26 protein-coding genes are annotated in these 20,622 nt (G+C 63.4%); 13 read left to right on the forward strand and 13 right to left on the reverse strand.

Annotated features, from left to right (window positions below):
• Positions 1–11: 11 nt before the first annotated feature.
• The 8 genes from NKH29_RS04695 to NKH29_RS04730 form a co-directional block, all read right to left on the reverse strand.
• The gene (locus NKH29_RS04695) at positions 12–1,088 is read right to left on the reverse strand and encodes a 5-(carboxyamino)imidazole ribonucleotide synthase (RefSeq protein WP_352480890.1); all 1,077 of its coding nucleotides are present in this window, start codon (positions 1,086–1,088) and stop codon (positions 12–14) included.
• Positions 1,085–1,582 carry a 5-(carboxyamino)imidazole ribonucleotide mutase gene (purE, locus tag NKH29_RS04700; RefSeq protein WP_023720992.1) on the reverse strand — a complete coding sequence of 166 codons (498 nt, stop codon included), beginning with the start codon at positions 1,580–1,582 and terminating at the stop codon, positions 1,085–1,087. Before purE ends, NKH29_RS04695 begins: the two co-directional genes overlap by 4 nt.
• Positions 1,583–1,681: 99 nt before the next feature.
• Complete coding sequence (locus NKH29_RS04705; RefSeq protein ID WP_031194547.1) at positions 1,682–2,887, reverse strand: aminotransferase class V-fold PLP-dependent enzyme; 1,206 nt, start codon at positions 2,885–2,887, stop codon at positions 1,682–1,684.
• Between the two features lie 17 nt (positions 2,888–2,904).
• Positions 2,905–3,366, reverse strand: a complete 462-nt coding sequence (locus NKH29_RS04710) for a RidA family protein (protein WP_023678474.1) — start codon at positions 3,364–3,366, stop codon at positions 2,905–2,907.
• 34 nt (positions 3,367–3,400) lie between these two features.
• Complete coding sequence (locus NKH29_RS04715) at positions 3,401–4,195, reverse strand: amino acid ABC transporter ATP-binding protein (RefSeq protein WP_352855444.1); 795 nt, start codon at positions 4,193–4,195, stop codon at positions 3,401–3,403.
• 4 nt (positions 4,196–4,199) lie between these two features.
• Entirely contained in the window at positions 4,200–4,850 is a 651-nt protein-coding gene (locus tag NKH29_RS04720; RefSeq protein WP_352640167.1) for an amino acid ABC transporter permease, read from the reverse strand.
• Position 4,851: 1 nt separating this feature from the next.
• Positions 4,852–5,517, reverse strand: coding sequence for an amino acid ABC transporter permease (locus NKH29_RS04725; RefSeq protein ID WP_023720988.1), 666 nt, complete (start codon positions 5,515–5,517; stop codon positions 4,852–4,854).
• A gap of 71 nt (positions 5,518–5,588) precedes the next feature.
• The gene (locus tag NKH29_RS04730) at positions 5,589–6,470 is read right to left on the reverse strand and encodes a transporter substrate-binding protein (protein WP_352999121.1); all 882 of its coding nucleotides are present in this window, start codon (positions 6,468–6,470) and stop codon (positions 5,589–5,591) included.
• Between the two features lie 127 nt (positions 6,471–6,597).
• Here NKH29_RS04730 and NKH29_RS04735 point away from each other — a divergent pair, with 127 nt between their 5' ends.
• The gene (locus tag NKH29_RS04735; protein ID WP_352999122.1) at positions 6,598–7,401 is read left to right on the forward strand and encodes an IclR family transcriptional regulator; all 804 of its coding nucleotides are present in this window, start codon (positions 6,598–6,600) and stop codon (positions 7,399–7,401) included.
• 34 nt (positions 7,402–7,435) lie between these two features.
• Here the strand turns inward: NKH29_RS04735 and NKH29_RS04740 are convergent, their stop codons facing one another.
• Positions 7,436–7,639: a YdcH family protein gene (locus tag NKH29_RS04740; protein ID WP_023678480.1), complete on the reverse strand. Its 204-nt coding sequence runs from the start codon at positions 7,637–7,639 to the stop codon at positions 7,436–7,438.
• 241 nt (positions 7,640–7,880) lie between these two features.
• Here NKH29_RS04740 and NKH29_RS04745 point away from each other — a divergent pair, with 241 nt between their 5' ends.
• From NKH29_RS04745 to NKH29_RS04775, 7 genes are all read left to right on the forward strand, one after another.
• Positions 7,881–8,060, forward strand: coding sequence for a YdcH family protein (locus NKH29_RS04745; RefSeq protein WP_023678481.1), 180 nt, complete (start codon positions 7,881–7,883; stop codon positions 8,058–8,060).
• A gap of 204 nt (positions 8,061–8,264) precedes the next feature.
• The gene (gene ispG, locus NKH29_RS04750; protein WP_352999124.1) at positions 8,265–9,518 is read left to right on the forward strand and encodes a flavodoxin-dependent (E)-4-hydroxy-3-methylbut-2-enyl-diphosphate synthase; all 1,254 of its coding nucleotides are present in this window, start codon (positions 8,265–8,267) and stop codon (positions 9,516–9,518) included.
• 4 nt (positions 9,519–9,522) lie between these two features.
• Positions 9,523–10,377, forward strand: coding sequence for a lytic transglycosylase domain-containing protein (locus tag NKH29_RS04755; RefSeq protein ID WP_352961795.1), 855 nt, complete (start codon positions 9,523–9,525; stop codon positions 10,375–10,377).
• Between the two features lie 174 nt (positions 10,378–10,551).
• The gene (locus NKH29_RS04760; RefSeq protein WP_352999125.1) at positions 10,552–11,748 is read left to right on the forward strand and encodes a phosphoglycerate kinase; all 1,197 of its coding nucleotides are present in this window, start codon (positions 10,552–10,554) and stop codon (positions 11,746–11,748) included.
• 140 nt (positions 11,749–11,888) lie between these two features.
• Positions 11,889–12,914, forward strand: coding sequence for a class I fructose-bisphosphate aldolase (locus NKH29_RS04765; RefSeq protein WP_023720982.1), 1,026 nt, complete (start codon positions 11,889–11,891; stop codon positions 12,912–12,914).
• A gap of 151 nt (positions 12,915–13,065) precedes the next feature.
• On the forward strand, positions 13,066–13,803 hold the full coding sequence (locus tag NKH29_RS04770) for a DUF899 domain-containing protein (protein WP_023720981.1): 738 nt from the start codon (positions 13,066–13,068) through the stop codon (positions 13,801–13,803).
• Positions 13,804–13,888: 85 nt separating this feature from the next.
• Positions 13,889–14,620 (forward strand): SGNH/GDSL hydrolase family protein, encoded by a 732-nt coding sequence (locus tag NKH29_RS04775; RefSeq protein WP_023720980.1) that lies wholly within the window; start codon positions 13,889–13,891, stop codon positions 14,618–14,620.
• Positions 14,621–14,736: 116 nt separating this feature from the next.
• On the opposite strand, the gene NKH29_RS04780 is transcribed toward NKH29_RS04775, so the two are convergent.
• Positions 14,737–14,898: a hypothetical protein gene (locus NKH29_RS04780; protein WP_352999128.1), complete on the reverse strand. Its 162-nt coding sequence runs from the start codon at positions 14,896–14,898 to the stop codon at positions 14,737–14,739.
• Between the two features lie 203 nt (positions 14,899–15,101).
• On the opposite strand from NKH29_RS04780, the gene NKH29_RS04785 reads away from it, so the two are divergent.
• The 3 genes from NKH29_RS04785 to NKH29_RS04795 all read left to right on the forward strand — a co-directional run bounded on the left by NKH29_RS04785 (position 15,102) and on the right by NKH29_RS04795 (position 16,556).
• Positions 15,102–15,269 (forward strand): hypothetical protein, encoded by a 168-nt coding sequence (locus tag NKH29_RS04785; RefSeq protein ID WP_023720979.1) that lies wholly within the window; start codon positions 15,102–15,104, stop codon positions 15,267–15,269.
• A gap of 141 nt (positions 15,270–15,410) precedes the next feature.
• The gene (locus NKH29_RS04790; RefSeq protein ID WP_352815082.1) at positions 15,411–15,818 is read left to right on the forward strand and encodes a hypothetical protein; all 408 of its coding nucleotides are present in this window, start codon (positions 15,411–15,413) and stop codon (positions 15,816–15,818) included.
• A gap of 18 nt (positions 15,819–15,836) precedes the next feature.
• Entirely contained in the window at positions 15,837–16,556 is a 720-nt protein-coding gene (locus tag NKH29_RS04795; RefSeq protein ID WP_023678491.1) for a helix-turn-helix transcriptional regulator, read from the forward strand.
• 61 nt (positions 16,557–16,617) lie between these two features.
• On the opposite strand, the gene NKH29_RS04800 is transcribed toward NKH29_RS04795, so the two are convergent.
• The 3 genes from NKH29_RS04800 to NKH29_RS04810 all read right to left on the reverse strand — a co-directional run bounded on the left by NKH29_RS04800 (position 16,618) and on the right by NKH29_RS04810 (position 18,951).
• Entirely contained in the window at positions 16,618–17,313 is a 696-nt protein-coding gene (locus NKH29_RS04800) for a DUF1013 domain-containing protein (RefSeq protein WP_023720977.1), read from the reverse strand.
• Positions 17,314–17,667: 354 nt separating this feature from the next.
• On the reverse strand, positions 17,668–17,808 hold the full coding sequence (locus tag NKH29_RS04805; protein WP_023720976.1) for a DUF1127 domain-containing protein: 141 nt from the start codon (positions 17,806–17,808) through the stop codon (positions 17,668–17,670).
• Between the two features lie 132 nt (positions 17,809–17,940).
• Positions 17,941–18,951 carry an NAD(P)H-quinone oxidoreductase gene (locus tag NKH29_RS04810; protein WP_031194545.1) on the reverse strand — a complete coding sequence of 337 codons (1,011 nt, stop codon included), beginning with the start codon at positions 18,949–18,951 and terminating at the stop codon, positions 17,941–17,943.
• Between the two features lie 124 nt (positions 18,952–19,075).
• On the opposite strand from NKH29_RS04810, the gene NKH29_RS04815 reads away from it, so the two are divergent.
• Together NKH29_RS04815 and NKH29_RS04820 are read left to right on the forward strand one after the other, a co-directional pair.
• A complete protein-coding gene (locus NKH29_RS04815) occupies positions 19,076–19,270 on the forward strand; it encodes a DUF1192 domain-containing protein (RefSeq protein ID WP_023720974.1) in 195 nt (64 codons plus the stop codon).
• A 95-nt stretch (positions 19,271–19,365) separates the two neighbouring features.
• Positions 19,366–20,613, forward strand: coding sequence for an MFS transporter (locus tag NKH29_RS04820; protein WP_352480880.1), 1,248 nt, complete (start codon positions 19,366–19,368; stop codon positions 20,611–20,613).
• Positions 20,614–20,622: the final 9 nt, after the last annotated feature.

Below are 20,622 nucleotides of genomic sequence, written 5' to 3' on the forward strand. Positions count from 1 at the left end.
GGGATCATGCTCTAGCTGCGGCGGCTCACGCGCGTGAAATGGCCCATCTTGCGGCCGGGCCGCGCCTCGGCCTTGCCATAGAGGTGCAGCATCAGATCGGGCTCGGCGAGAAGTTCAGGAACGCGCCGGATGTCGTCGCCGATCAGGTTTTCCATGACGCAGTCGAACTGCCGTGCGGGATTTCCCAGCGGCAGGCCGGCGACGGCGCGGATGTGCTGCTCGAATTGCGAGATGGTGCAGGCGGCCTCCGTCCAGTGACCGGAATTGTGGACGCGCGGCGCAATCTCGTTGGCCAGCAGCGAACCGTCGGCCAGGACAAAGAATTCGACGCCGATGACGCCGACATAGTCGAGCGCTGCAAGTATCTCGGCCGCCGCCGTTTGAGCCGCAGCCGCCGTGTCGGACTTCACCCCGGCCGGCAGCGTCGAACTGTGAAGAATACCGTTGCGATGGACATTCCAGGCCGGATCGTAGGCGGCGAGCGAACCGTCGATGCCGCGCGCGGCGATCACCGAAATCTCGCGCTCGAAGGCGACGAATGATTCCAGGATCAACGGCACGTTGCCCATCGCCTCGCAAGTGCCGGCAAAGCCGCCTGTTTCCATGTTGCGGAAGACACGCTGGCCCTTGCCGTCATAGCCCATCCGGCGCGTCTTCAATATGCCGCTGCCGTTGAACTTTTTCAGCGCGGCCGTCAGTTCCTCGTCATTGTCGACGGGGCTGAAATCCGCGGTCGGTATGCCGATGCCGTTGAGGAATTTCTTTTCCGCCAGCCGGTCCTGAGCCACTTCCAGTGCGCGTGCCGGCGGATAGACCGGGACCGTGGTGGCAAGTGCCGCGGCGGCCGCAACCGGAACGTTCTCGAATTCGTAAGTAACGACGGCACTGGCCGCAGCCAACTCGCCGAGCGCGGCCGCGTCGTCATAGGCGGCGACGATCTGCCGGTTGGCGACCTGTGCCGCCGGGCAGTCCGGCTGCGGCTCCAGCACGACGATGCGGTAGCCGAGGCGGGCCGCGGCCATCGCCAGCATGCGGCCGAGCTGGCCGCCGCCAATGATGCCGATGGTCGATCCGGCGGGCCGGCTCACGGCGTGTCCGTCGGCTCGGCGGCCACCTTGGCGGTCTGCGCGGCGCGCCAGCTGTCCAGCCGGGCGGCAAGCTTTTCGTCGCTCAGCGCCAGCACCGCGGCGGCCAGAAGGGCGGCGTTGGCAGCGCCGGCCTTGCCGATGGCCAAAGTGCCGACCGGAATGCCGGCCGGCATCTGCACGATCGAAAGCAGCGAATCCTGGCCGGACAGCGTCTTCGATTCCACCGGCACGCCGAACACCGGCAGTGGCGTCATCGCTGCCGTCATGCCCGGCAGATGCGCCGCACCGCCGGCACCGGCGATGATCACCTTGTAGCCGGCGCCCTTGGCGCCCTTGGCGAAGTCATAGAGCCGGTCGGGAGTGCGGTGGGCCGAGACGATCAGCCGCTTGTGCGGAATGCCAAGCGCCTCAAGCGTTTCGGCGGCGTGGCGCATCGTCGCCCAGTCGGACTGGCTGCCCATGATGATGGCGACGTCGGCGCGGTGATTGTCCAAGCTTCTGCTCCCCGGCGGCAAACGCGCGCATTAGCGGAAATCGAGGGGAGCCGCAAGGATAGGAGCGTCCCGCACTCGGGCGAATGGCGCCATCGCTACCTAATCCGGCCAGCGCAAAGCCCCGGCAGACTGCTTGCGAGCGGACTTCATCGCATCCGCGGGCCGCTCAGCAGCGCTCAACACCGCCCGCAGGCGCTCGGCGACGATCTCCGCCTCGCCGGGGTGCAGATTGCACGGATCAAGGAAGAAGTGGCCGCGCTCGACCTCGTGGTTGCGAACGATAATGGGGGGCGAACCCGCCGCCAGTGCCGAGGCCAGCCCGGCGGCGGTGAACCGGCTTTCGGGCGCAACAAACACCTGCAGGCGCTCGAGAGGATTTCCGGTCGGATCGGGAATGATGTTTGCTGCGATGCCGGGCAGGCCCTGCAATGCGGTTTGCCACAGATGCAGTGCGGCTTCTTCCCGCTGGCGGATGCCGGCATGGTCGCGCCGTTCCCAGGCTTCCAGGGCCGCCATGGTGCCGGCAATGCTCTCCTTGCCGACCTTCATGGCGCGCGCAACGCCGCGGTTCTGGAGATAGGCGGCCCGCACCAGATCCTTGCGGCCGGCAACGATGCCGCTTGTCGGCCCTGAGAGAAATTTGTGCCCGCTATAGACGACAATGTCGGCGCCGCGCGCCAGAAAGCCGCGCAAATCGTATTCCGAGGCGGCGTCGACGATCACCGGCACGCCCTTGGCGTGGCAGATCTCGCAGAACTCTTCGAGCGAGAGCATGCCGTATTGCACGGTGTGGTGCGCGACGACGTAGAGGGCTGCCGCCGTCCGGTCCTGGATCGCCTCGCCTACATGATAGTCCTGCGTAACGCTGACCGTGCCGGCGGGCACTGCCTTGGCTCCGGCAAGCCGGATCGACTGGTCGATCGGCGCGCCATAATTGACGATGTGGCCAAGCTGGACGATGACCTCCGATTTGAGGCCCTCGGTGTCGTCCGGCAGCCGCTCGATCGCAAGAAGGCTGGTTCCGGTCATCGCGCCGGCAATCGCCATGGTTATGCCGCTGGCGCAGCATGCGGTGATAAAGCCGGCCTCGCCGCCGGTGAGGCGTGCAATCACCGTGCTTGCGGCGCGCTGCAGATCGTCCATCTCCACCCATTGCGAGGCGATTTCCGACATTGCGGCAATCGCTTCCGGCACGATGATCGAAGCGCCGAGCGCCGTCATCGTTCCGGAAACATTAATGATCGGGCGAAGGCCGAGCCGTTCGCGGATTGTCGTATTGGAACGGTCAGCGGAATAGGTCGTCATCTCTGTAGATCCTGTTTTCAGGCGGCGATCTCGACGACCGCCTCGATTTCAACTGTGATGTTGCCCGGCAGCGAGCCGACACCGATCGCGGAACGGGCGTGTCCGCCAAGCGTATCAAAGACGGCCGCGAAAAGATCGGAACAGCCATTCACCACCTTGGGGTGCTCGCTGAATGTCGGCGTTGCATTGACAAAGCCAAGCAGCTTGACGACGCGCACGATGCGGCCGAGGTCGCCGGCCGCGGCATGCATGACGGCGAGCAGGTTCAGGCCGGTGAGACGGGCATGCCCATAGGCCTCCTCCACGGAAACATCCTCGCCAACCTTGCCGGTGCAGAGCGCGCCATCAGCGCGCAACGGCCCCTGGCCGGAGAGGAAGATCAGCCGTCCGCTCTCGGCATAGGTGACGAAGTTGGCGATGGGCTTCGGCGGCTCGGGCAGCGTCAGGCCCAATTCCGCGAGCCGGATGTAAGGCGTCATAAAAGCTCCTTGCGACAGCTTTCGCCGTCCGGTGTCAAAAATGCGAGGCGCGAAACCGCGCCAGGAAGCTGCGAAGGCGTTCATTGTCGAAGTCCGCAGCCAGAATCTCGGCGGGAGGTCCGACGGCACTGACGCCGCCATCCGCCATGAAAACGATGCGGCTCGATGCGTCGCGTGCAAAAGCCATCTCGTGCGTGACCATCAGCATCGTCATGCCGTCTTCGGCCAGACTACGTACGACCTCGAGCACCTCGCCAACCAGTTCGGGGTCGAGCGCCGAGGTTATCTCGTCGAGGAGCAGGATCTTCGGCTCCATCGCCACGGCGCGGGCGATGCCGACGCGCTGCTGCTGGCCGCCGGAAAGCTCGGCCGGCAGACTGTCGGCCTTGTGGGCGAGCCCGACCCGGCCGAGCCAGTGCTCGGCAATGGTGCGGGCCTCGGCATTGCTCTTGCCGCGCACCTTGCGCAGGCCGAGCATGATGTTGCCGGTCGCAGTCAAATGCGGAAACAGATTGAAGCTCTGGAACACCATTCCGGTCTCGGCGCGCATCGCCGCAAGGTCGCGCTCGCTGCGTCGCTGGCGTGTTCCCGCCTCGCGGTAGCCGACCTCTTTACCGTCGATACGGATCGAGCCGTTATCATAGCTCTCCAGGAAATTGACGCAGCGCAGCAGGGTGGTCTTGCCGCTGCCGGATGGGCCGATGACCGTCACCACCTCGCCGCGCGTCACCTTGAGGCTGACCGAGCGCAGGACCTCGACGGATCCAAAGGCTTTGGAGACCTCGGAGATATCGAGAAGCGCCGGATTTGCGTGCGAGGCTTTGGACATCTTGTTATTCCCGGATGAAGGAGAAACGCCGCTCCAGCCGCCGGCTGGCCAAGGAGAGGGCGTAGTTGACGGCGAAGTAGACGAGCGCGCCGAGGATGTAGAGCGGCATCGCCTCATAGGTGCGGCCGATGACCTGGTTGATCGCTTGCATCAGGTCGGTGATGCCGAGCAGCGAGACCAGCGCGCTGCCTTTCACCGCGTCGGTGACGCCGTTGATCCAGGGCGGCAGGAAGCGCCTGAACGCTTGCGGAAAAATGACGTAGGCCAGCCGCTGGCGGAAGGTCAGCCCGATCGCCATCGCCGCCTCCGACTGACCCTTGGGAATCGAGCCGACGGCGCCCCTGAGATACTCGACGACTTGTGCGGTCTTGAAGAGGGTGAGGGCGAGTACGGCCGCCCAAAAGGACTCAAGATGCAGTCCCACCGCGGGCAGGCCGTAATAGACGAAGAAGATCAGCACCAGGATCGGAATGCCGCGTATGGTGTCGCTGAAGACGCGCACTGCCCAGCGCAGCGGAGCCGGACCATAGACGAGGCCGACACCCATCAGCACGCCGGCGATAAGCGATAGCACCACAACCAGCAGCGACACCCACAAGGTTACGGCAAAGCCTTCGGCGAGGAACGGCAAGGCATAGATGATCTGGCTCAGCATGTCAGCGCGCCGCCTTGAACCGGCGCTCGACCAGCCGCAGCGCGAAAAGCAGCGCGTAGCCGGTCAACAGGTACATCGCAGTCACCACCAGATAGACCTCGACAATGCGGAAGGTGTTGAAGTTGATCCACTGGGCGCCATAGGTGAGCTCGGGTACCGAGATGACCGACGCCACCGACGTGTCCTTGAAGAGCGATATGAAAGTGTTGGAAAGCGCCGGCAGCGTTATGCGCAGCATCGTCGGCAAGCGTACATGGAGCAGTCTCTGCCAAGGGGTCAGGCCAATCGCCTTGCCGGCGTCGAGTTGTCCGCGCGGCACCGCCTCGAGCCCGGAGCGAAATACCTCGACCAGATAGGCGCCGCTGTAGAGCGACAGCGTGGCAATGAACGAGGTTTGCGCGCTGTAGGCGATATCGACCACGGTCGGCAGGCCGTAGAAGACCAGGTAGACGAGCAGGATCAGCGGCACGTTGCGGATGAACTCGACATAGCCCGCGATGACGGTCCGCACCGCTCGCCCGGCCGACACGTACCAGACCGCCAGAAGCAGCCCGATGACGATGCCGATCGCGATGGAGATGACAGCCAGCTCAAGGCTGAGCAGCAGCCCCCCCCAGAGCTTGTCGAAATGCCGCCAGATCAGGTTGAAGTTGAGGGTATAGCCCATGCGTCCTGCTTAGTGCCGACAGTCCGGGAACGAGGCGGAAGGGCGCCGGAGGCATCCTTCCGCCTGATGGATCAGATAACCGGGAATCCAGGATGGCGGGCCGGCGGCTCCTGTCCGAAATAATCCTTGAACGCAGCGTCGTAGAGTGCCGTTTCATGGCCGAACATGGCGATGGTGAAGGACTGGTTGACGAAGGTCAGCCAGTCGAGGTCGCCCTGCCGCAGTGCGGCACCATAAAGCATCGAGAACCAACTCTTGCCGGCATCGAAGTATTTGTCCGGATTGCGCGAGGCGAGCCAGCGGACCGTCGACAGATCGACGGCCGCGGCGTCGGATCGCTTCGATTCCAGTGCCTGCAGCACGTTGGCCTGCGTGTCTATCTGCATCACCTGCGCCTCCGGCAGGACGATGCGCACGTTTGCCTCGGCATCGACGTTTTGCAGGATGGAAATCCGGGTCGCCGAACCGGCGGCAAGCAGCTTGTCGAAGGTCTTATTCTCGGCGTTCGGAAGGGTCAGCAAGGCGATGCCTTCGACATAGTAGGGCCTGGAGAAGTGGATCAGCTGCGAGCGCTGGGCGGTCATGGTCATGAACTGGATGGTGATGTCGACCTTGTTGGTGGTCACGTTCGGAATGCGCTGAGCCGGATCCTGCATGACGAATTCGACTTTGGTCGGATCGTCGAAAAGCCCCTTGGCGAGAATGCGACCCATGGTTATGTCCATGCCCACCAGTTCGCCGGCATCGTTCTCGAAGTGCCAGGGCGCGTTGGTGCTGCCGGTGCCGACGATCACCTTGCCGCGCTCGAGAACGGTGCGCAGCAGGCTGTCAGGCGCTGCCTGGGCCGCAGCTTTCTGGACATCGACCGCAGTGGCGGCACTCATCACTCCGGCCGTTGCAAGCCCGGCCATTCCCAGTTTCAGAAATTCACGCCTTTTGGATGTGTCGTTCACGGCGACCTCCTTCGTGTTGTGTTCCCCGTTGGACCAGCAGCGCAGGCATCGGTTGCAACTGACGTCATTGTCCCTTACAAGGGACGCCTGTACTCTGTACAAGACAGATTAACATCAGGAATCGATAATGCAAGAAGGCAATGCCTTGGCCGCTCGACCGGACGCCGGTCTGGACGAAGACAAGAATTCGGGCTCGCGGGAGAAGGGCCTCAACCGGGTCCTCCAGATTCTGGAGTTTCTCCACGCGACCCAGCGCGCGATCGGCATTGGCGATCTTGCCAGAGGGGTGAACGCACCGCGGTCGACGACCTATACGCTGGTGCGCTCGCTGGTCGACGCAGGCCTGCTGGAGATGGCCGGAGACGGCAATCGGGTCTATTTTGGAAAGAAGCTCTATCTCTACGGAATGGACTATGTGCGGGGCAACGACCTGCTCAGGCGAGGGCGGCAGGAAGTCGACCATCTGTCACGCGAGTCCGGCGAGACCTCGGAGCTGTGCATGCTGCAAAGCGGCCGCTACACCATCGTCCATTCAAGCCCGGGAACCAGGCCATTCAGGATCAGCTCGGCGACGGGTCTGCAAATACCGCTCCCCTGGACAGCTTCCGGGCGACTGCTCCTCGCCGGCTTCGAAAGGGCAGCGATCGAGGATATGGTCTCGGAAGACGACCTCGTACTGCCGGACGGCCGCAGGTTGCAGCTCGACGATTTCATAGCCGATATCGCGGTGGCCAAGTCGGCCGGCTACTGCGTCACCTCCGGCCTTGTCGATGCCTACACGAAATGCCTGGCCGCGCCGGTCTTTTCAGCGCCGGGCAGGGTCGAGGCGACGATGTGCCTGGTGGTTCCCATCGATACCTCGACCGAAAAGACCGATGACCTGATAGAGCTGTTGCTCGAGCGCGCCGCGCGGCTTTCGATCGCGGCATAGGCCGCCTTTCCAGCAGGCCAGCGCCGGCGTCCGTTCAAGCGATAATGTCTGGAATGATCTTGTCTTCGAGCGCCATCAGCCTGTCCTTCAGGAAAAGCTTCTTTTTCTTCATGCGCTGGATCTGCAGCGGGTCGCAATTCATGGCGATCATCGCATTGATGGCCGCGTCGAAATCGGCGTGTTCCTGCTTCAGCCGGGAATATTCGAGGCGGATATCTGCCTGTTCCTGATCGGACATTTTTACCGTCTGCACGTCTGCGGCGCCCAAACTATGGGCCTGATTGGGCGGGACCGGGGGTCTTCTTGCACCGGCGCGCAGCCCATACCACATTTCATATTGTCGTGGAATGCTACCACGCAGCATTCGACATCGGTGCGCGATGGTGGCACACTGTCATTATGCCGTCACAGAAGCGAGCCTGCGGTGGACGTGCCATGACGGCTGCAATCCGAGGAAACCATGAAAGGGAGAACCAATCATGTCTCTTGCATCCCATCTTGATGAGCTGCAGCGGAAACACGGCGACATCGAACGCGAAATCGACGATGCGATGACCCATCCGTCGGTAGACGACCTCGAAATCGTGAATCTCAAGCGGCGCAAGCTGGCGCTCAAGGACGAGATTGAAAAACTGAAGGCGAAACCGACGACGCATTGACGCCCATCCAGGACTAGCTGCGCCGCCTGGCGCGCGATTTCTTTCCGGTGACATGTCTCTATGCTGCCGGAAACGCTTATGGATTTGCGGCAAGCTGCCGTCTTGCCATTTCCGATTTGCTAGGTCTGCGCGCCAGTCGCCATTGACAAGCCATCTTTGCTCCTCCACCTCATGCCCGGACCTTCAAGATTAAAGGCAGCCGGCATGACCGGATATTTTTCCTCACCCTTCCCGCGCCGCAGGTCGGTCGGTGTCGACGTCGGCGGCGTGATGGTCGGCGGCGGCGCCCCAGTCGTCGTCCAGTCGATGACCAACACCGACACGGCCGATGTCGACCAGACGGTGGCGCAAGTGGCGGCGCTGCATCGCGCCGGCTCCGAGATCGTGCGCATAACGGTCGACCGCGACGAAAGCGCTGCCGCTGTGCCGGCCATCCGCGAGCGACTGGAGCGGCTCGGGATCGACGTGCCGCTGGTCGGCGATTTCCATTACATCGGCCACAAGCTCCTGGCCGATCATCCGGCCTGCGCCGAGGCCTTGGCCAAGTACCGCATCAACCCCGGCAATGTCGGTTTCAAGGACAAGAGGGATCGGCAGTTCGCGGCGATCGTCGAGATGGCTATCCGATACGACAAGCCGGTGCGCATCGGTGTCAACTGGGGTTCGCTCGACCAGGAGCTGCTGACCCGGCTGATGGACGACAACCAGGCCCAAGGCTTTCCGCTGACCGCGCAGGAAGTGACGCGCGAAGCGATCGTGCAGTCGGCGATCCTGTCGGCCGAAATGGCCGAAGAGATTGGCCTTGCGCGCGAGAAAACCATCCTCTCGGCCAAGGTCAGCGGCGTGCAGGATCTGATCGCCGTCTACACCGAGCTTGCCACCCGTTCCAACCATGCGCTGCACCTCGGCCTGACCGAGGCCGGCATGGGCTCGAAAGGCATTGTCGCATCATCGGCTGCGATGGGCATCCTTCTCCAGCAAGGCATCGGCGACACCATCCGCATCTCGCTGACGCCGGAGCCGAACGGCGACCGCACACGCGAAGTGCAGGTGTCGCAGGAGCTGTTGCAGACCATGGGCTTCCGGCAGTTCGTGCCGATCGTCGCCGCCTGCCCGGGCTGCGGCCGCACGACCTCGACCGTGTTCCAGGAGCTTGCCCAGAACATCCAGGCCGACCTGCGCAAGAACATGCCGGTGTGGCGCGAACAATATCCCGGCGTCGAGAACCTCAAGGTCGCGGTGATGGGTTGCATCGTCAACGGTCCGGGCGAATCCAAACATGCCGATATCGGCATTTCGCTGCCCGGCACCGGCGAGATGCCGACCGCCCCGGTATTCGTCGACGGCAAGAAGGCGGCGACGCTGCGCGGCCCGTCGATTGCCGCGGATTTCGAGAAAATGGTTTCCGACTACATCGAACGGCGGTTTGGGCAACACGGCAAAGCCGCGGCGGAGTAGTTCGATGCGGCGTTTGCTTGGGGCGACGCTGGCTGTCATTTGCGGGCTGGGCTGGGCGACGGCCGTCCAGGCCGATCCGCCGCGGCCGGCCAAGCAGAAGCTGATCGATCGAGTTTGCGATCTTATCGAGACGCATGCCGACCAGAACGGCCTGCCCCGGGATTTCTTTGCCCGGCTGATCTGGAAGGAGAGTCGCTTCGATCCCAATGCGGTCAGCCCCGTCGGTGCGGAGGGTATCGCCCAATTCATGCCGGGTACCGCCAAGATGCGCGGGCTCGCCAATTCGTTCGATATCGAGCAGGCTATCCCGGCCTCGGCAAAATACCTCGCCGAAATGAAGACCGGCTTTGGCAATCTGGGCCTCGCCGCAGCCGCATACAATGCCGGCGAGAGCCGGGTGACGCGCTGGCTGAATTCCGGCGGCTTCTTGCCGATGGAGACCGAAAGCTACGTTTTGGACGTCATGGGCGAGCCGGCCGACAGGTTCACCGATGCCGCGTATGCCGGCGTCATCCGGCCGCTCGACAAGAAGGCGAGCTTCGCTGCCGCCTGCCGCACGCTGCCGGTGATCATGTCCAGAACCGTGCCGATGTCGTCGATCAACATCAAGCCATGGGGCGTGCAGGTGGCCGGCAATTTCCGCCGCGCCGCGGCGCTCAATCAGTGGAGCAATGTGAAACGGCGGTTTCCAGCCTTGCTCAGCGGTCGCAATCCGGTGGTCAGCCGGGTGCGCACACCGATCGGCAGGCGCGGCATCTATGCGGTGCGGATCGGCGCCGACACCAAAGCCAAGGCCGACGATATTTGCCAGAAGCTGCACAGCGTCGGCGGCGCATGCATTGTGGTGCGCAACCGGTAAAGCCATATGTCGGCGCGTTTCGCGCCATTGCTGCCCATCTCGCTCCCGCTGGGCGCTTCATCTTCGACACGCGATCACATTTTCCGTGAACCCTTAAGCAGAACCGTCAGGCAGGTCTTGCATCGTCGTTGATGCGGGGTAAGGTCCCCGCGATTTTTCGCGAAAGGGATCAGCATGGCCGACTTCAAGACACTGGACGACATCGGCAATATCAGCGGCAAGCGTGTGCTGGTGCGTGTCGACCTCAACGTTCCCGTCACTGAGGGCAAGGTCACCGACGCCACCCGCATCGAGCGCATTGTACCGACCATCGCCGAGCTGTCCGGCAAGGGCGCCAAGGTCATCCTGCTTGCACATTTCGGTCGTCCCAAAGATGGACCGGCGCCGGAATTCTCGCTCGAGCCGATCGCCAAGGCGACGGCGGACGTGCTCGGCCGTCCGGTTGGCTTTGCCACCGACTGCATCGGCGACAAGGCCGCGAGCGCCGTCGCCGCCATGGAAAGCGGCGATGTGCTGCTGCTCGAGAACACCCGCTTCTACAAAGCCGAGGAGAAGAACGACCCGGCCTTCACCGAAAAGCTCGCCGCCAACGGCGACATCTTCGTCAACGACGCCTTCTCCGCTGCGCACCGCGCCCATTCGTCGACGGAAGGGCTGGCGCACGTGCTGCCGGCCTTCGCCGGGCGCACCATGCAGGCCGAGCTCGATGCGCTGGAAAAGGGCCTCGGCAATCCCGTCCGCCCGGTTGTCGCCATTGTCGGCGGGGCCAAGGTCTCGACCAAGATCGACTTGTTGATGAACCTGGTGAAGAAGGTCGACGCGCTGGTCATCGGCGGCGGCATGGCCAACACGTTTCTCGCGGCACGCGGCACCGACGTCGGGAAATCCTTGTGCGAGCACGATCTCGCGACCACCGCCAAGCAGATCATGATCGAGGCGGCCGAGGCCGGCTGCGCCATCATCCTGCCCGCTGACGGCGTTGTCGCCAGGGAGTTCAAGGCCGGTGCCGCAAGCGAGACCGTCGCCATAGCAGACGTACCAGCCGATGGCATGATCCTCGATGTCGGCGCGAAAACCGTGAAAACCATTGCCGAATGGATCGACCGTGCCGCGACGCTGGTCTGGAACGGGCCGCTCGGTGCCTTCGAGATCGAGCCGTTCGACCATGCGACGGTGGCGACGGCCAGGCACGCGGCAGCGCGCACCAAGGCCGGCAGGCTGGTCTCGGTGGCCGGCGGCGGCGATACGGTGGCCGCCCTCAACCATGCCGGCGTCAGCGATGATTTCACCTATGTCTCGACGGCCGGCGGCGCTTTCCTCGAATGGATGGAAGGCAAGCCCTTGCCCGGCGTCGACGTCTTGAAGCGCTGAGCGCGGCGTTAATAACAGCGCGAAGCAGTGCGCTCGCGATTTTCAATCGATTCGCGCTTCTCCGACGAAAGGGTTCGACTTGAACCTGCGTTGCTCTGGTGGTCTGCTGGGTACGGGTCAATTCTTTCAGGAGAAGCACGATGAGCGAACGTCTCGAGGACATTGCCGCCGCGATGGTGGCCAACGGCAAGGGCCTGCTGGCTGCCGACGAGAGCTCCGGCACTATCAAGAAGCGCTTCGACGTCATCGGCGTCGAGTCGACCGCCGACAGCCGCCGCGACTATCGCGAGATGATGTTCCGCGCCAGCGATGCAATGACCAAGTACATTTCCGGCGTTATCCTCTATGACGAGACCATCCACCAGAAGGCCGCCGACGGCACGCCGCTGGTCGACATCATCAAGGCATCAGGCGCCATTCCCGGCATCAAGGTCGACGCCGGCGCCAAGCCTCTGGCAAGATTTCCCGGCGATACCATCACCGAAGGCCTGGACGGCCTGCGCGAACGCCTCGCCGACTATTACAAGCTTGGCGCCCGCTTTGCCAAATGGCGCGCGGTAATCGACATCGATGTTGCCAAGGGGGTGCCTTCCGCCACCTCGATCGGCTCGAATGCCCATGCGCTCGCCCGTTACGCCGCGCTTTGCCAGGAAGCCGGCATCGTGCCGATCGTCGAGCCGGAAGTGCTGATGGACGGCGCTCATGACATCGACACTTGCTACGAGATCAGCAAGGCGACACTGACAAAGCTATACACCGAGCTCTATGCGGCCCGCGTCGTCCTCGAAGGCACCATCCTGAAGCCAAACATGGTTCTCGCCGGCAAGAAATCGGGCAAGGTCAGCAGCCCCGACGAGGTCGCCGAAAGGACGATAAAACTGTTCCGCGAGACGGTGCCAGCCGCGATCGGAGGCATCGCCTTCCTTTCGGGCGGACAATCGGACGAGCAAGCGACCGCCAACCTCAACGCCATCAACGCCATCGGCCCGCATCCGTGGAAGCTGACCTTCTCCTACGGCCGCGCCTTGCAGGCCGCTCCGCAGAAGGCCTGGAGCGGCAAGGCGGCGAACGTCGCCGCCGCGCAGGCCGCCTTCGCCCATCGCGCCCACATGAACCATCTGGCAGCGCTTGGACAATGGCAGCCGTCGCTGGAGCAAGCCGCTTAACCGAATCCATCTTGCGTTTCTCCCGACCCGGGCCACGTGCCCGGGTTTTGCTTGAAAGCAGCAAGGGCTGCAATTTTCTTGCAACTGAAATGCAGCTCGGTGTCGGCATTCCTCGCTGCCGAACGTCCTCCGTGAAAAGAGGAGCAGACCTATGCCAAACAACAAGACCGTTTCGCAGGAAGACTGGTTTCAGGCGCACAAGGCGCATCTGGCGCGCGAAAAGGAATTGACGCGCTTTCGCGACCGCGTCGCCGCCGAACGCCGCGAATTGCCATGGCTGAAGATCCGCAAGGACTACGTCTTCGAGACCGAGCAAGGGCCAAAGAAACTGCCCGACCTGTTTGGCGGCAACAGCCAGTTGATCGTCTACCATTTCATGTTCGGGCCGGGCGCCGATTATCGTTGCGAGGGCTGCTCGTTCCTTGCCGACCACATCGACGGCGCCAACCAGCATCTCAGGCACCACGATGTTTCGCTTGTCGTGGTGGCGCGGGCGCCGCTGGCCGAGCTTCTGCCCTACAAGCAGCGCATGGGCTGGAAATTCGACTGGGTGTCGTCCTACGCCTCGGACTTCAACTTCGATATGCAGGTGTCATTCACCGACAAGCAGATCGCGGCCGGCGACACGACCTACAATTTCGAGCGGCGCGCGCGGAGATCGAAGGACCTTCCCGGCACCAGCGTGTTCTATCGCGACGAGAAAGGCGACATCTTCCTGACTTTCATCTCGCGCTCCAGAGGCGGCGATCCGCTGATCGGCGCCTATCACTATCTCGACCTGACGCCGAAAGGCCGCAACGAAACCGGGCCGCATCATAGCCTCGCCGACTGGGTGCGGCTGCATGACGAGTATGAAGACCAATCCGGGACGCATGACTGCTGCCATTGAGGCGACAGGCTGTCGCTGCAAGGTCGTTCACCTTCAGTGCAACATGCGCTAAGTGCTGTTCGCTGTGCCCTAAAAGGGATTTGCCATGCGGCGCTTTCCGACCCTTCTCACCTGGCTCGCCTTTCCGGTCTATGTATGGCAAGGACTTGGCGTGCGTCGCCGCACCACCCGCATGCTGCCGGCACAAGGTCCGGTCATGCACGAGATATCAGGCCAGGCGCCGGCAATCTCGCTGCTGGTGCTCGGCGATTCCTCCGCCGCCTCAGTCGGCATCGGCAATTCCGAAAACGGATTGGCCGCGCAACTGGCCGTTCTAATTGCGCAACGCACCGGCCGCACCGTGCGCTGGCGGGCAGCCGGCTTCAACTCGGCAACCTCTGGCCAGATCCGCGATCATGTGCTGCCCAATCTGTCGGCCGATCCGTGGACGCATATCGTGCTCGCCATCGGCACCAACGACACCAAGAATTTTCATTCGGTACCGCGCTTCAAGCGCGATTTTGGCGGCCTGCTCTACGCGCTGCGCGCCAAATGGCCGGAGGCGCGCGTGGTGTGGTCGCCGGTGCTGGAGTTCACCCGGGCGCCGGCAATGCCGCCGCTGCTCGGCAAGATCCTCGAGATCCGCGCCGGCGAGATGAACCGGATGGGCGAGCGCCTTTGCCTCGAGCGCGGCGCCATACCGGCGCCCCGCCTGCCGATCACTGACGCCGAGGCCGGCTTTGCGTCGGATGGATTTCATGCTTCGGAAGCCGGCTACCGCGCCTGGGCGGAACATCTGGCCGGCTTGGTGCTCGCCAACGAACCGGGCGTCGCGTAGCGGCTGCCGGCACTAAAGCGCGTCGCGTTCGATTGGCCTCATGCGACGCGCTTTAGGTTCTTTGTTTTACGTATGTCGTTGGCGCAAAACCGCTGCACACTTTTGCGCGACATGCATTACGTCCAGTGTCCGAGCACCGCCGTAATCGAAATCGCGGCCATAGCCAACAGCGCCAGCTTCCAGAAATCGCTGCGCCGCTTCAGCCCCGGCCAGCCGAGCGGCTTGATGAGCTGGATGACCATCATGGTGATGATGACGAGCGCGAGAAGTTTCGACATGCAGCCTTTGATCAGCATCGCGGCTGGCTGTCAAAGCGGCTCCGCGATCGCGGTCTTTCCACCGCGGCACGCCTCTTTTCAGCACTGTTCGATCACTTCGGTGGACAAATTGGAACGCCGGTCATGAGAGCCGCACCCTCCTGACAGACTGTTGTCAGTAGGGGTGTGCGATAGTGCCTGCATCGAAAGAGAGGAGACCAGCCATGAACGGTTTTACCATTCTGCGTAGCGTGCAGCACTATGTCGGCAAGATCCGGACGATGCGCAATGAGATCCGCACCCAGCGTTTCATGAACACCCTGCCGGCGGACATCCGCAAGGATATTGGCTGGCCGGACATGTATGGCGACCGCCACAATGGCGGCAATTGAGGCAATCTTTCTGCCCGGCGTTTGGATGCGGCCCGGCGATGAGCTTAAACAGGCATGCTGAAGCCTCCTGACAGTATGGTGTCAGGAGGCTCGTGCCATAGTGGGATGGCCGTCAGAGACGGACGGCCGAGAGGACGATCGATGAAAAGCTGGACCGACAGGCTGAACACGCCTGGCATCAACGGCATAACACCGTCGCCACGCACCATCGCTGATGTCGTCGAAGGCCAGCCGATGCTGGTTCCTACAGCTCGCCAGGTCGATGCATTCATCCGCGCCATCCCCGAAGGCATGGACATGGATATCCGGGCTTTGCGCATGGCGCTCGCCATCGAGCACAGTGCCGAGGTGACATGTCCGGTCACCATCGGCTATCATCTGCGTACCGTCGCCGAGGCCGCCAACGAGGATCTTGAGCGTGGCATGGCGCTGGGCGACATTGCGCCGTTCTGGCGGGTGCTCGACGCAAGCACGCCGACAACGAGGAAACTGTCCTTCGGCGCGGCCTCCGTCGCCGCGCAGCGCAAGCGCGAAGGGCTGGAGCAATAGACGCCGAGGGACCATACGATGCGCCGCGCCGACAGGCTCTTCCAGATCGTGCAGCACCTGCGCGGTGGCCGTCTGGTCACCGCCCAGAAGCTGGGCACGTGGCTCGAGGTTTCCGAGCGGACCATCTATCGCGACATCGCCGACCTGCAGTCGACCGGCGTGCCGATCGACGGCGAAGCCGGTGTCGGCTACATGATGAGGGAGGGTTTCGACCTTCCGCCGCTGATGTTCACGCGTGACGAGATCGTCGCGCTGGTCGCCGGCGCCCGCATGGTGCGCGCCTTTGGCGGCGCGGCCATGGCGCGAGCCGCCGACGAGGCGCTGGTCAAGATCGGCGCCGTGCTGCCCGACGCCGAAAAGGACCGCATCGCCCGCACCGAGATCCACACGCCGATGTGGGTGGTAAGCGACGCCGCCCGCGAAGCCATCGACCTGATTGAGCGGTCCATCGAGAAACGTCAGGTGCTGACCATCGACTATTCGGATGAGGCCGGCCGCAGCACCGCGCGCGACATCCGCCCGCTCGGCCTGTGGTTCTGGGGCAAGGTGTGGACCTTGGTCGCCTGGTGCGAGATGCGCGGCGATTTCCGCGCCTTCCGCATCGACCGCATCGCCTCGGTGGTCATCGCCGGCCGCACCTTCAAGCCGGAGCGCGGCAAGCAGCTCGCCGATTTCTACCGCGCGGTGGAACGCAGCGAGGACTACGGCATGGCACCGGACCGGGCGGCGCGAAGCTGACACGGAAGATCGAAAAAAAAGCCCGCTTGAAAGCGGGCTTTTTGTTTTGGATGCGAGACCTCTATTCCTCTTCGTCCGTATCCTTGTCCTTCGACTTCAGCGCCGAAAGCTTGGCGAAGACGGCGTTGGCGTCGAGTTCGCGGTCCTCGTCCTTCGGCTTTTCCGGCGCCGGCACCAGCCGTTCGGTCAAGGCGGCCGGCAGCAGCGTATCGCCGACCGGCTGCGCCTGCTCGCGGCCGCGCGAGGCGCGGTTGATTTCCATGTCGAGGTCGATCTGCGACGTCAGGCCGAGCGTCACTGGATCCATCGGCTGGAGATTGGCGGAGTTCCAGTGTTTTCTGTCGCGGATCTGGTCGATCGTCGACTTCGTCGTGCCGACAAGGCGGGAAATCTGCGCATCCTTGAGCTCGGGATGGTTGCGCACCAGCCAGAGGATGGCGTTGGGCCGGTCCTGGCGCTTGGACAGCGGCGTGTAGCGCGGACCCTTGCGCTTGGATTCCGGCACCCGCACCTTGGGGTCGGAGAGCTTCAGCCGGTGGTTCGGGTCCTTCTCGGCGCGCGCGATCTCGTCGCGAGTGAGCTGGCCGGTCATGATCGGGTCCATACCCTTGATGCCTTGCGCCGATTCGCCGTCGGCGATCGCCTTGACCTCAAGCGGATGCAGTCCGCAGAACTGCGCGATCTGCTCGAAGGAAAGCGCTGTGTTGTCAACCAGCCAGACGGCGGTCGCTTTTGGCATCAGCAGCGTATTGGCCATTACAAAAATCCTTCTCGTTCGCCCGCGTTCCCGCGCGGGCGGTGGTTTACAGCCACCAAAATGGGAAAATCGCGGTCTATATAACTGCTCACTCGCCATTTCGCAATGTTTTTGGCAGGCGCGCGTCAAGGACGGCATGGCGGCGCGACCAGCAGACCGCGAAGGGTCGGCACATGAAGCCATGCAGTCGAAAGCTTCAAAAAGACAAAGCCCGCCAGACCAAGGTCGGGCGGGCTCGGAACCGACGACGGAAATCCGTCTGCTACGGCTCTGGCTTCTAAGGCTTGATCCCGAACCGCGGCTCGGCGTTGCGGAAAAGCAGCGCCCGGTCTTCGGACAGGATCGTGCTCGAGATCAAAGCCCTTGGCGGGCGATTCTCTCTATGTCGCCGCGGTTGATGCCGAGATCATTGAGCTGACGAGCGTTCAGCCGGTTCAGTTCGCGCACGGTTTCGTTGTACATGCGCCAGTTACGGAAAGCGCGGATCGGGTTCATGGTAGTCCTCCATCGTTTCGATGCCGCGCAAATAGGCATCGGCGATGAAAAATTGAACAGACGCTTTTGCATGGCGGCAATGCGTTTGTTGCATTGCACCATTAAGCCTTCGTTCAGCCTGTTTACCGGCCGTCAGGCGACATCGAGCACAATCTTGCCAATGTGCTCACCCTCCTCCATCCGCTCATGCGCCCGCCAGGCTTCCTTGAGCGGGAAGATCGTGTCCATCACCGGTGCAACCTTGCGCGTGCCGAGCAGCGGCCAAACCTGCGCCTCCAGCGCAGCCGCGACTGCCGCCTTGAAGTCCACCGTGCGTGGCCTGAGCAGCGAACCCGTGTGCACGAGTCGCTTGGCCATGATTTTGAAGAAATCGGCGCTCGCCACCGCTCCGCCCTGCGTCGCGATCTGGACGATGCGGCCCTCCACGGCCGCAGCCTCGTAGTTTCGCGCGACATAATCGCCGCCGACCATGTCGAGGATGACGTTGGCGCCCTTGCCGCCGGTTGCCTCCTTGACCGCGGCGACGAAGTCCTCCTCGCGGTAGTTGACCGCCCGGTCGGCACCGAGCTTGAGGCAGGCGTCGCATTTCTCCTTGCTGCCGGCGGTGGTGACGACATAAGCGCCGAAAGCGGCAGCAAGCTGAATCGCCGTCGTTCCGATACCCGATGAGCCGCCATGCACGAGCAGCGTCTCGCCGCTCTTCAGGCCGCCGCGCTCGAAGACATTGTGCCAAACAGTGAAGTAGTTTTCCGGCAGCGCCGCCGCTTCGGTGTAGGTAAAGCCGGCGGGCAGCGGCAGCACGCTGCCGGCATGAACCTTGACATATTCGGCATAGCCGCCGCCCGCCGTCAGCGCGCAGACCCGGTCGCCGACGCGCCAGCGCGATATCTCGTCGCCGAGGGCGGCGACTTCGCCCGCCGCTTCCAGGCCCGGCAGATCCGACGCACCTGGCGGCGGCGGATAGGCGCCCTTGCGCTGCTGCACGTCGGGCCGGTTGACGCCGGCGGCACGCACCCGGATCAGGATCTCGCCAGGGCCGGGTACCGGCACGTCGCGGGTTTCCGGTTTCAGCACCCGCGGCCCGCCCGGCTCCGAGATGGCGATCGCCATCATCCTGGCCGGAATTTTCTGTGCGTTCGCCATGAATTTTCCCGTCGTGTTTCGCCGGTTTCTAGCGCCAGCTATTGCCTGCCATTTGCATCCATACCCCTGCCCTATGTATGCTCATTGGCAAATCAGGCAAATGGGCAATCAGGGAGGAGCGACGATGGCGGTCTTCGACGACGAACCCAAGAAGAAAGCGCGCCCGCACGAGATCGGGCAGGATCTGTCGCTGCTTTCTGTCGATGAATTGTCCGAGCGGATCGGCATCCTGCGCGGCGAGATCGCCCGGCTGGAAGCCGAGCTCATGACCAAGGGCTCCACCAAGTCGGCGGCAGAGGCGCTGTTTCGCCGCGGATAGTACTGCGGGCAATTCCAAAAGCTCGGGCACGCCGCCGAAAAGCCCGAATGCCGCTGTCTCCAGACCTGTGCCCCGAACCCCAGCCGGATTGAACAATGTTCGCAAGCTACAGACCGATCCTCTCGCTGCTGCGCGGCACCGCGTTCCTGCTGGCGGCATCCGGGCTGCACGGGCTGCTGTTGCCGCTGCGCGGCCAGGTGGAGGGCTTCTCGACCGCATCGCTCGGCCTGATGGGCACGGCTTGGGCCGGCGGCTTCGTCACCGGCTGCTTCTTTGCGCCACGCATCGTGCGCCGCGCCGGTCATGTCAGGGCTTTCGGCGCCTTTGCCGCATCGGGAGCGATCGTCGCACTGCTCACCGGCCTGATCATTGATGAATATACCTGGATCCTGCTGCGCGCCTTCACCGGCTTCACCATGGCCGGTGCTTTCATGGTCATCGAAAGCTGGCTGAACGAGAAGGCCACCAACGAAAACCGCGGCACCGTCTTCGGCCTCTACATGATGGTCACCTATGCCTCGATCATGGGCGGTCAGATGATCGTTGCCGGCGGCGATGTGAAATCGGCGTCGCTATTCATGATCACCGGCATTCTGTTTTGCCTATCACTGATCCCGACGGCGGTCTCGACGGCGTCGCACCCCAAGCCGCTGCAGGACGTGTCGCTTGACGTCAAAGGGCTCTACGTCAATTCGCCGGTGTCGGCGATCGCCTGCGTGCTGATCGGCATCGCCAACGGCGCCTGGGGCACGCTTGGTGCCGTTTATGGAGCTCGCATCGGCATCTCGACGGCCGAGATCGCGCTCATGATGAGCCTGGTGGTCATCGCCGGCGCCGCCATGCAGCTTCCGGCCGGGCGGCTCTCCGACACGACGGACCGTCGTTTCGTGCTGGCGGGCGCGGCTTTCGGCGCTGCGCTGTTCGCCATCGCCATCTTCCTGTTCGAACCGCGCTCCGGCGTCTTCGTTATCGTCTGCACCGCCGCCTACGGCGCCTTCGCCTACACGCTCTATTCGATCGCGGTGGCGCATGCCAACGACCATGCCCGATCGGAAGACTTCGTCAAAGTGTCGGGCGGCCTGCTGCTGCTTTATGGCTTCGGCACGATGATCGGCCCGCTGCTGGCCGCCGGCCTGATGGGCTGGATGCGTCCCGAGGGGCTGTTCCTGGCTACTGCGTTGGCGCATCTCTGCCTGGCCGCCTATACGCTGCTGCGCATCAGCCGTCGCGCGCCGGTGCCAATCGAAGGCCGCGATGCCTTCAAGACCCAGCCGGCCGACCGCTCGGTGACGCCGGAAGCGTTGCGGCTCGACCCGCGCAGAAAAGCTGAAACCGACGGTTGAGATTCGAGA

Source organism: Mesorhizobium sp. M1295 (assembly GCF_040318135.1).
GTDB lineage: Bacteria > Pseudomonadota > Alphaproteobacteria > Rhizobiales > Rhizobiaceae > Mesorhizobium.

What these genes read in the sequence shown, in the direction of transcription:
- NKH29_RS04705 (WP_031194547.1), bottom strand. Translation starts at nt 2,887, where the DNA reads ATGACGACCTATTCCGCTGACCGTTCCAATACGACAATCCGCGAACGG.
- NKH29_RS04710 (WP_023678474.1), bottom strand. Translation starts at nt 3,366, where the DNA reads ATGACGCCTTACATCCGGCTCGCGGAATTGGGCCTGACGCTGCCCGAG.
- NKH29_RS04715 (WP_352855444.1), bottom strand. Translation starts at nt 4,195, where the DNA reads ATGTCCAAAGCCTCGCACGCAAATCCGGCGCTTCTCGATATCTCCGAG.
- NKH29_RS04720 (WP_352640167.1), bottom strand. Translation starts at nt 4,850, where the DNA reads ATGCTGAGCCAGATCATCTATGCCTTGCCGTTCCTCGCCGAAGGCTTT.
- NKH29_RS04725 (WP_023720988.1), bottom strand. Translation starts at nt 5,517, where the DNA reads ATGGGCTATACCCTCAACTTCAACCTGATCTGGCGGCATTTCGACAAG.
- NKH29_RS04735 (WP_352999122.1), top strand. Translation starts at nt 6,598, where the DNA reads ATGCAAGAAGGCAATGCCTTGGCCGCTCGACCGGACGCCGGTCTGGAC.
- NKH29_RS04740 (WP_023678480.1), bottom strand. Translation starts at nt 7,639, where the DNA reads ATGTCCGATCAGGAACAGGCAGATATCCGCCTCGAATATTCCCGGCTG.
- NKH29_RS04745 (WP_023678481.1), top strand. Translation starts at nt 7,881, where the DNA reads ATGTCTCTTGCATCCCATCTTGATGAGCTGCAGCGGAAACACGGCGAC.
- ispG (WP_352999124.1), top strand. Translation starts at nt 8,265, where the DNA reads ATGACCGGATATTTTTCCTCACCCTTCCCGCGCCGCAGGTCGGTCGGT.
- NKH29_RS04755 (WP_352961795.1), top strand. Translation starts at nt 9,523, where the DNA reads ATGCGGCGTTTGCTTGGGGCGACGCTGGCTGTCATTTGCGGGCTGGGC.
- NKH29_RS04760 (WP_352999125.1), top strand. Translation starts at nt 10,552, where the DNA reads ATGGCCGACTTCAAGACACTGGACGACATCGGCAATATCAGCGGCAAG.
- NKH29_RS04765 (WP_023720982.1), top strand. Translation starts at nt 11,889, where the DNA reads ATGAGCGAACGTCTCGAGGACATTGCCGCCGCGATGGTGGCCAACGGC.
- NKH29_RS04770 (WP_023720981.1), top strand. Translation starts at nt 13,066, where the DNA reads ATGCCAAACAACAAGACCGTTTCGCAGGAAGACTGGTTTCAGGCGCAC.
- NKH29_RS04775 (WP_023720980.1), top strand. Translation starts at nt 13,889, where the DNA reads ATGCGGCGCTTTCCGACCCTTCTCACCTGGCTCGCCTTTCCGGTCTAT.
- NKH29_RS04780 (WP_352999128.1), bottom strand. Translation starts at nt 14,898, where the DNA reads ATGTCGAAACTTCTCGCGCTCGTCATCATCACCATGATGGTCATCCAG.
- NKH29_RS04785 (WP_023720979.1), top strand. Translation starts at nt 15,102, where the DNA reads ATGAACGGTTTTACCATTCTGCGTAGCGTGCAGCACTATGTCGGCAAG.
- NKH29_RS04790 (WP_352815082.1), top strand. Translation starts at nt 15,411, where the DNA reads ATGAAAAGCTGGACCGACAGGCTGAACACGCCTGGCATCAACGGCATA.
- NKH29_RS04795 (WP_023678491.1), top strand. Translation starts at nt 15,837, where the DNA reads ATGCGCCGCGCCGACAGGCTCTTCCAGATCGTGCAGCACCTGCGCGGT.
- NKH29_RS04800 (WP_023720977.1), bottom strand. Translation starts at nt 17,313, where the DNA reads ATGGCCAATACGCTGCTGATGCCAAAAGCGACCGCCGTCTGGCTGGTT.
- NKH29_RS04805 (WP_023720976.1), bottom strand. Translation starts at nt 17,808, where the DNA reads ATGAACCCGATCCGCGCTTTCCGTAACTGGCGCATGTACAACGAAACC.
- NKH29_RS04810 (WP_031194545.1), bottom strand. Translation starts at nt 18,951, where the DNA reads ATGGCGAACGCACAGAAAATTCCGGCCAGGATGATGGCGATCGCCATC.
- NKH29_RS04815 (WP_023720974.1), top strand. Translation starts at nt 19,076, where the DNA reads ATGGCGGTCTTCGACGACGAACCCAAGAAGAAAGCGCGCCCGCACGAG.
- NKH29_RS04820 (WP_352480880.1), top strand. Translation starts at nt 19,366, where the DNA reads ATGTTCGCAAGCTACAGACCGATCCTCTCGCTGCTGCGCGGCACCGCG.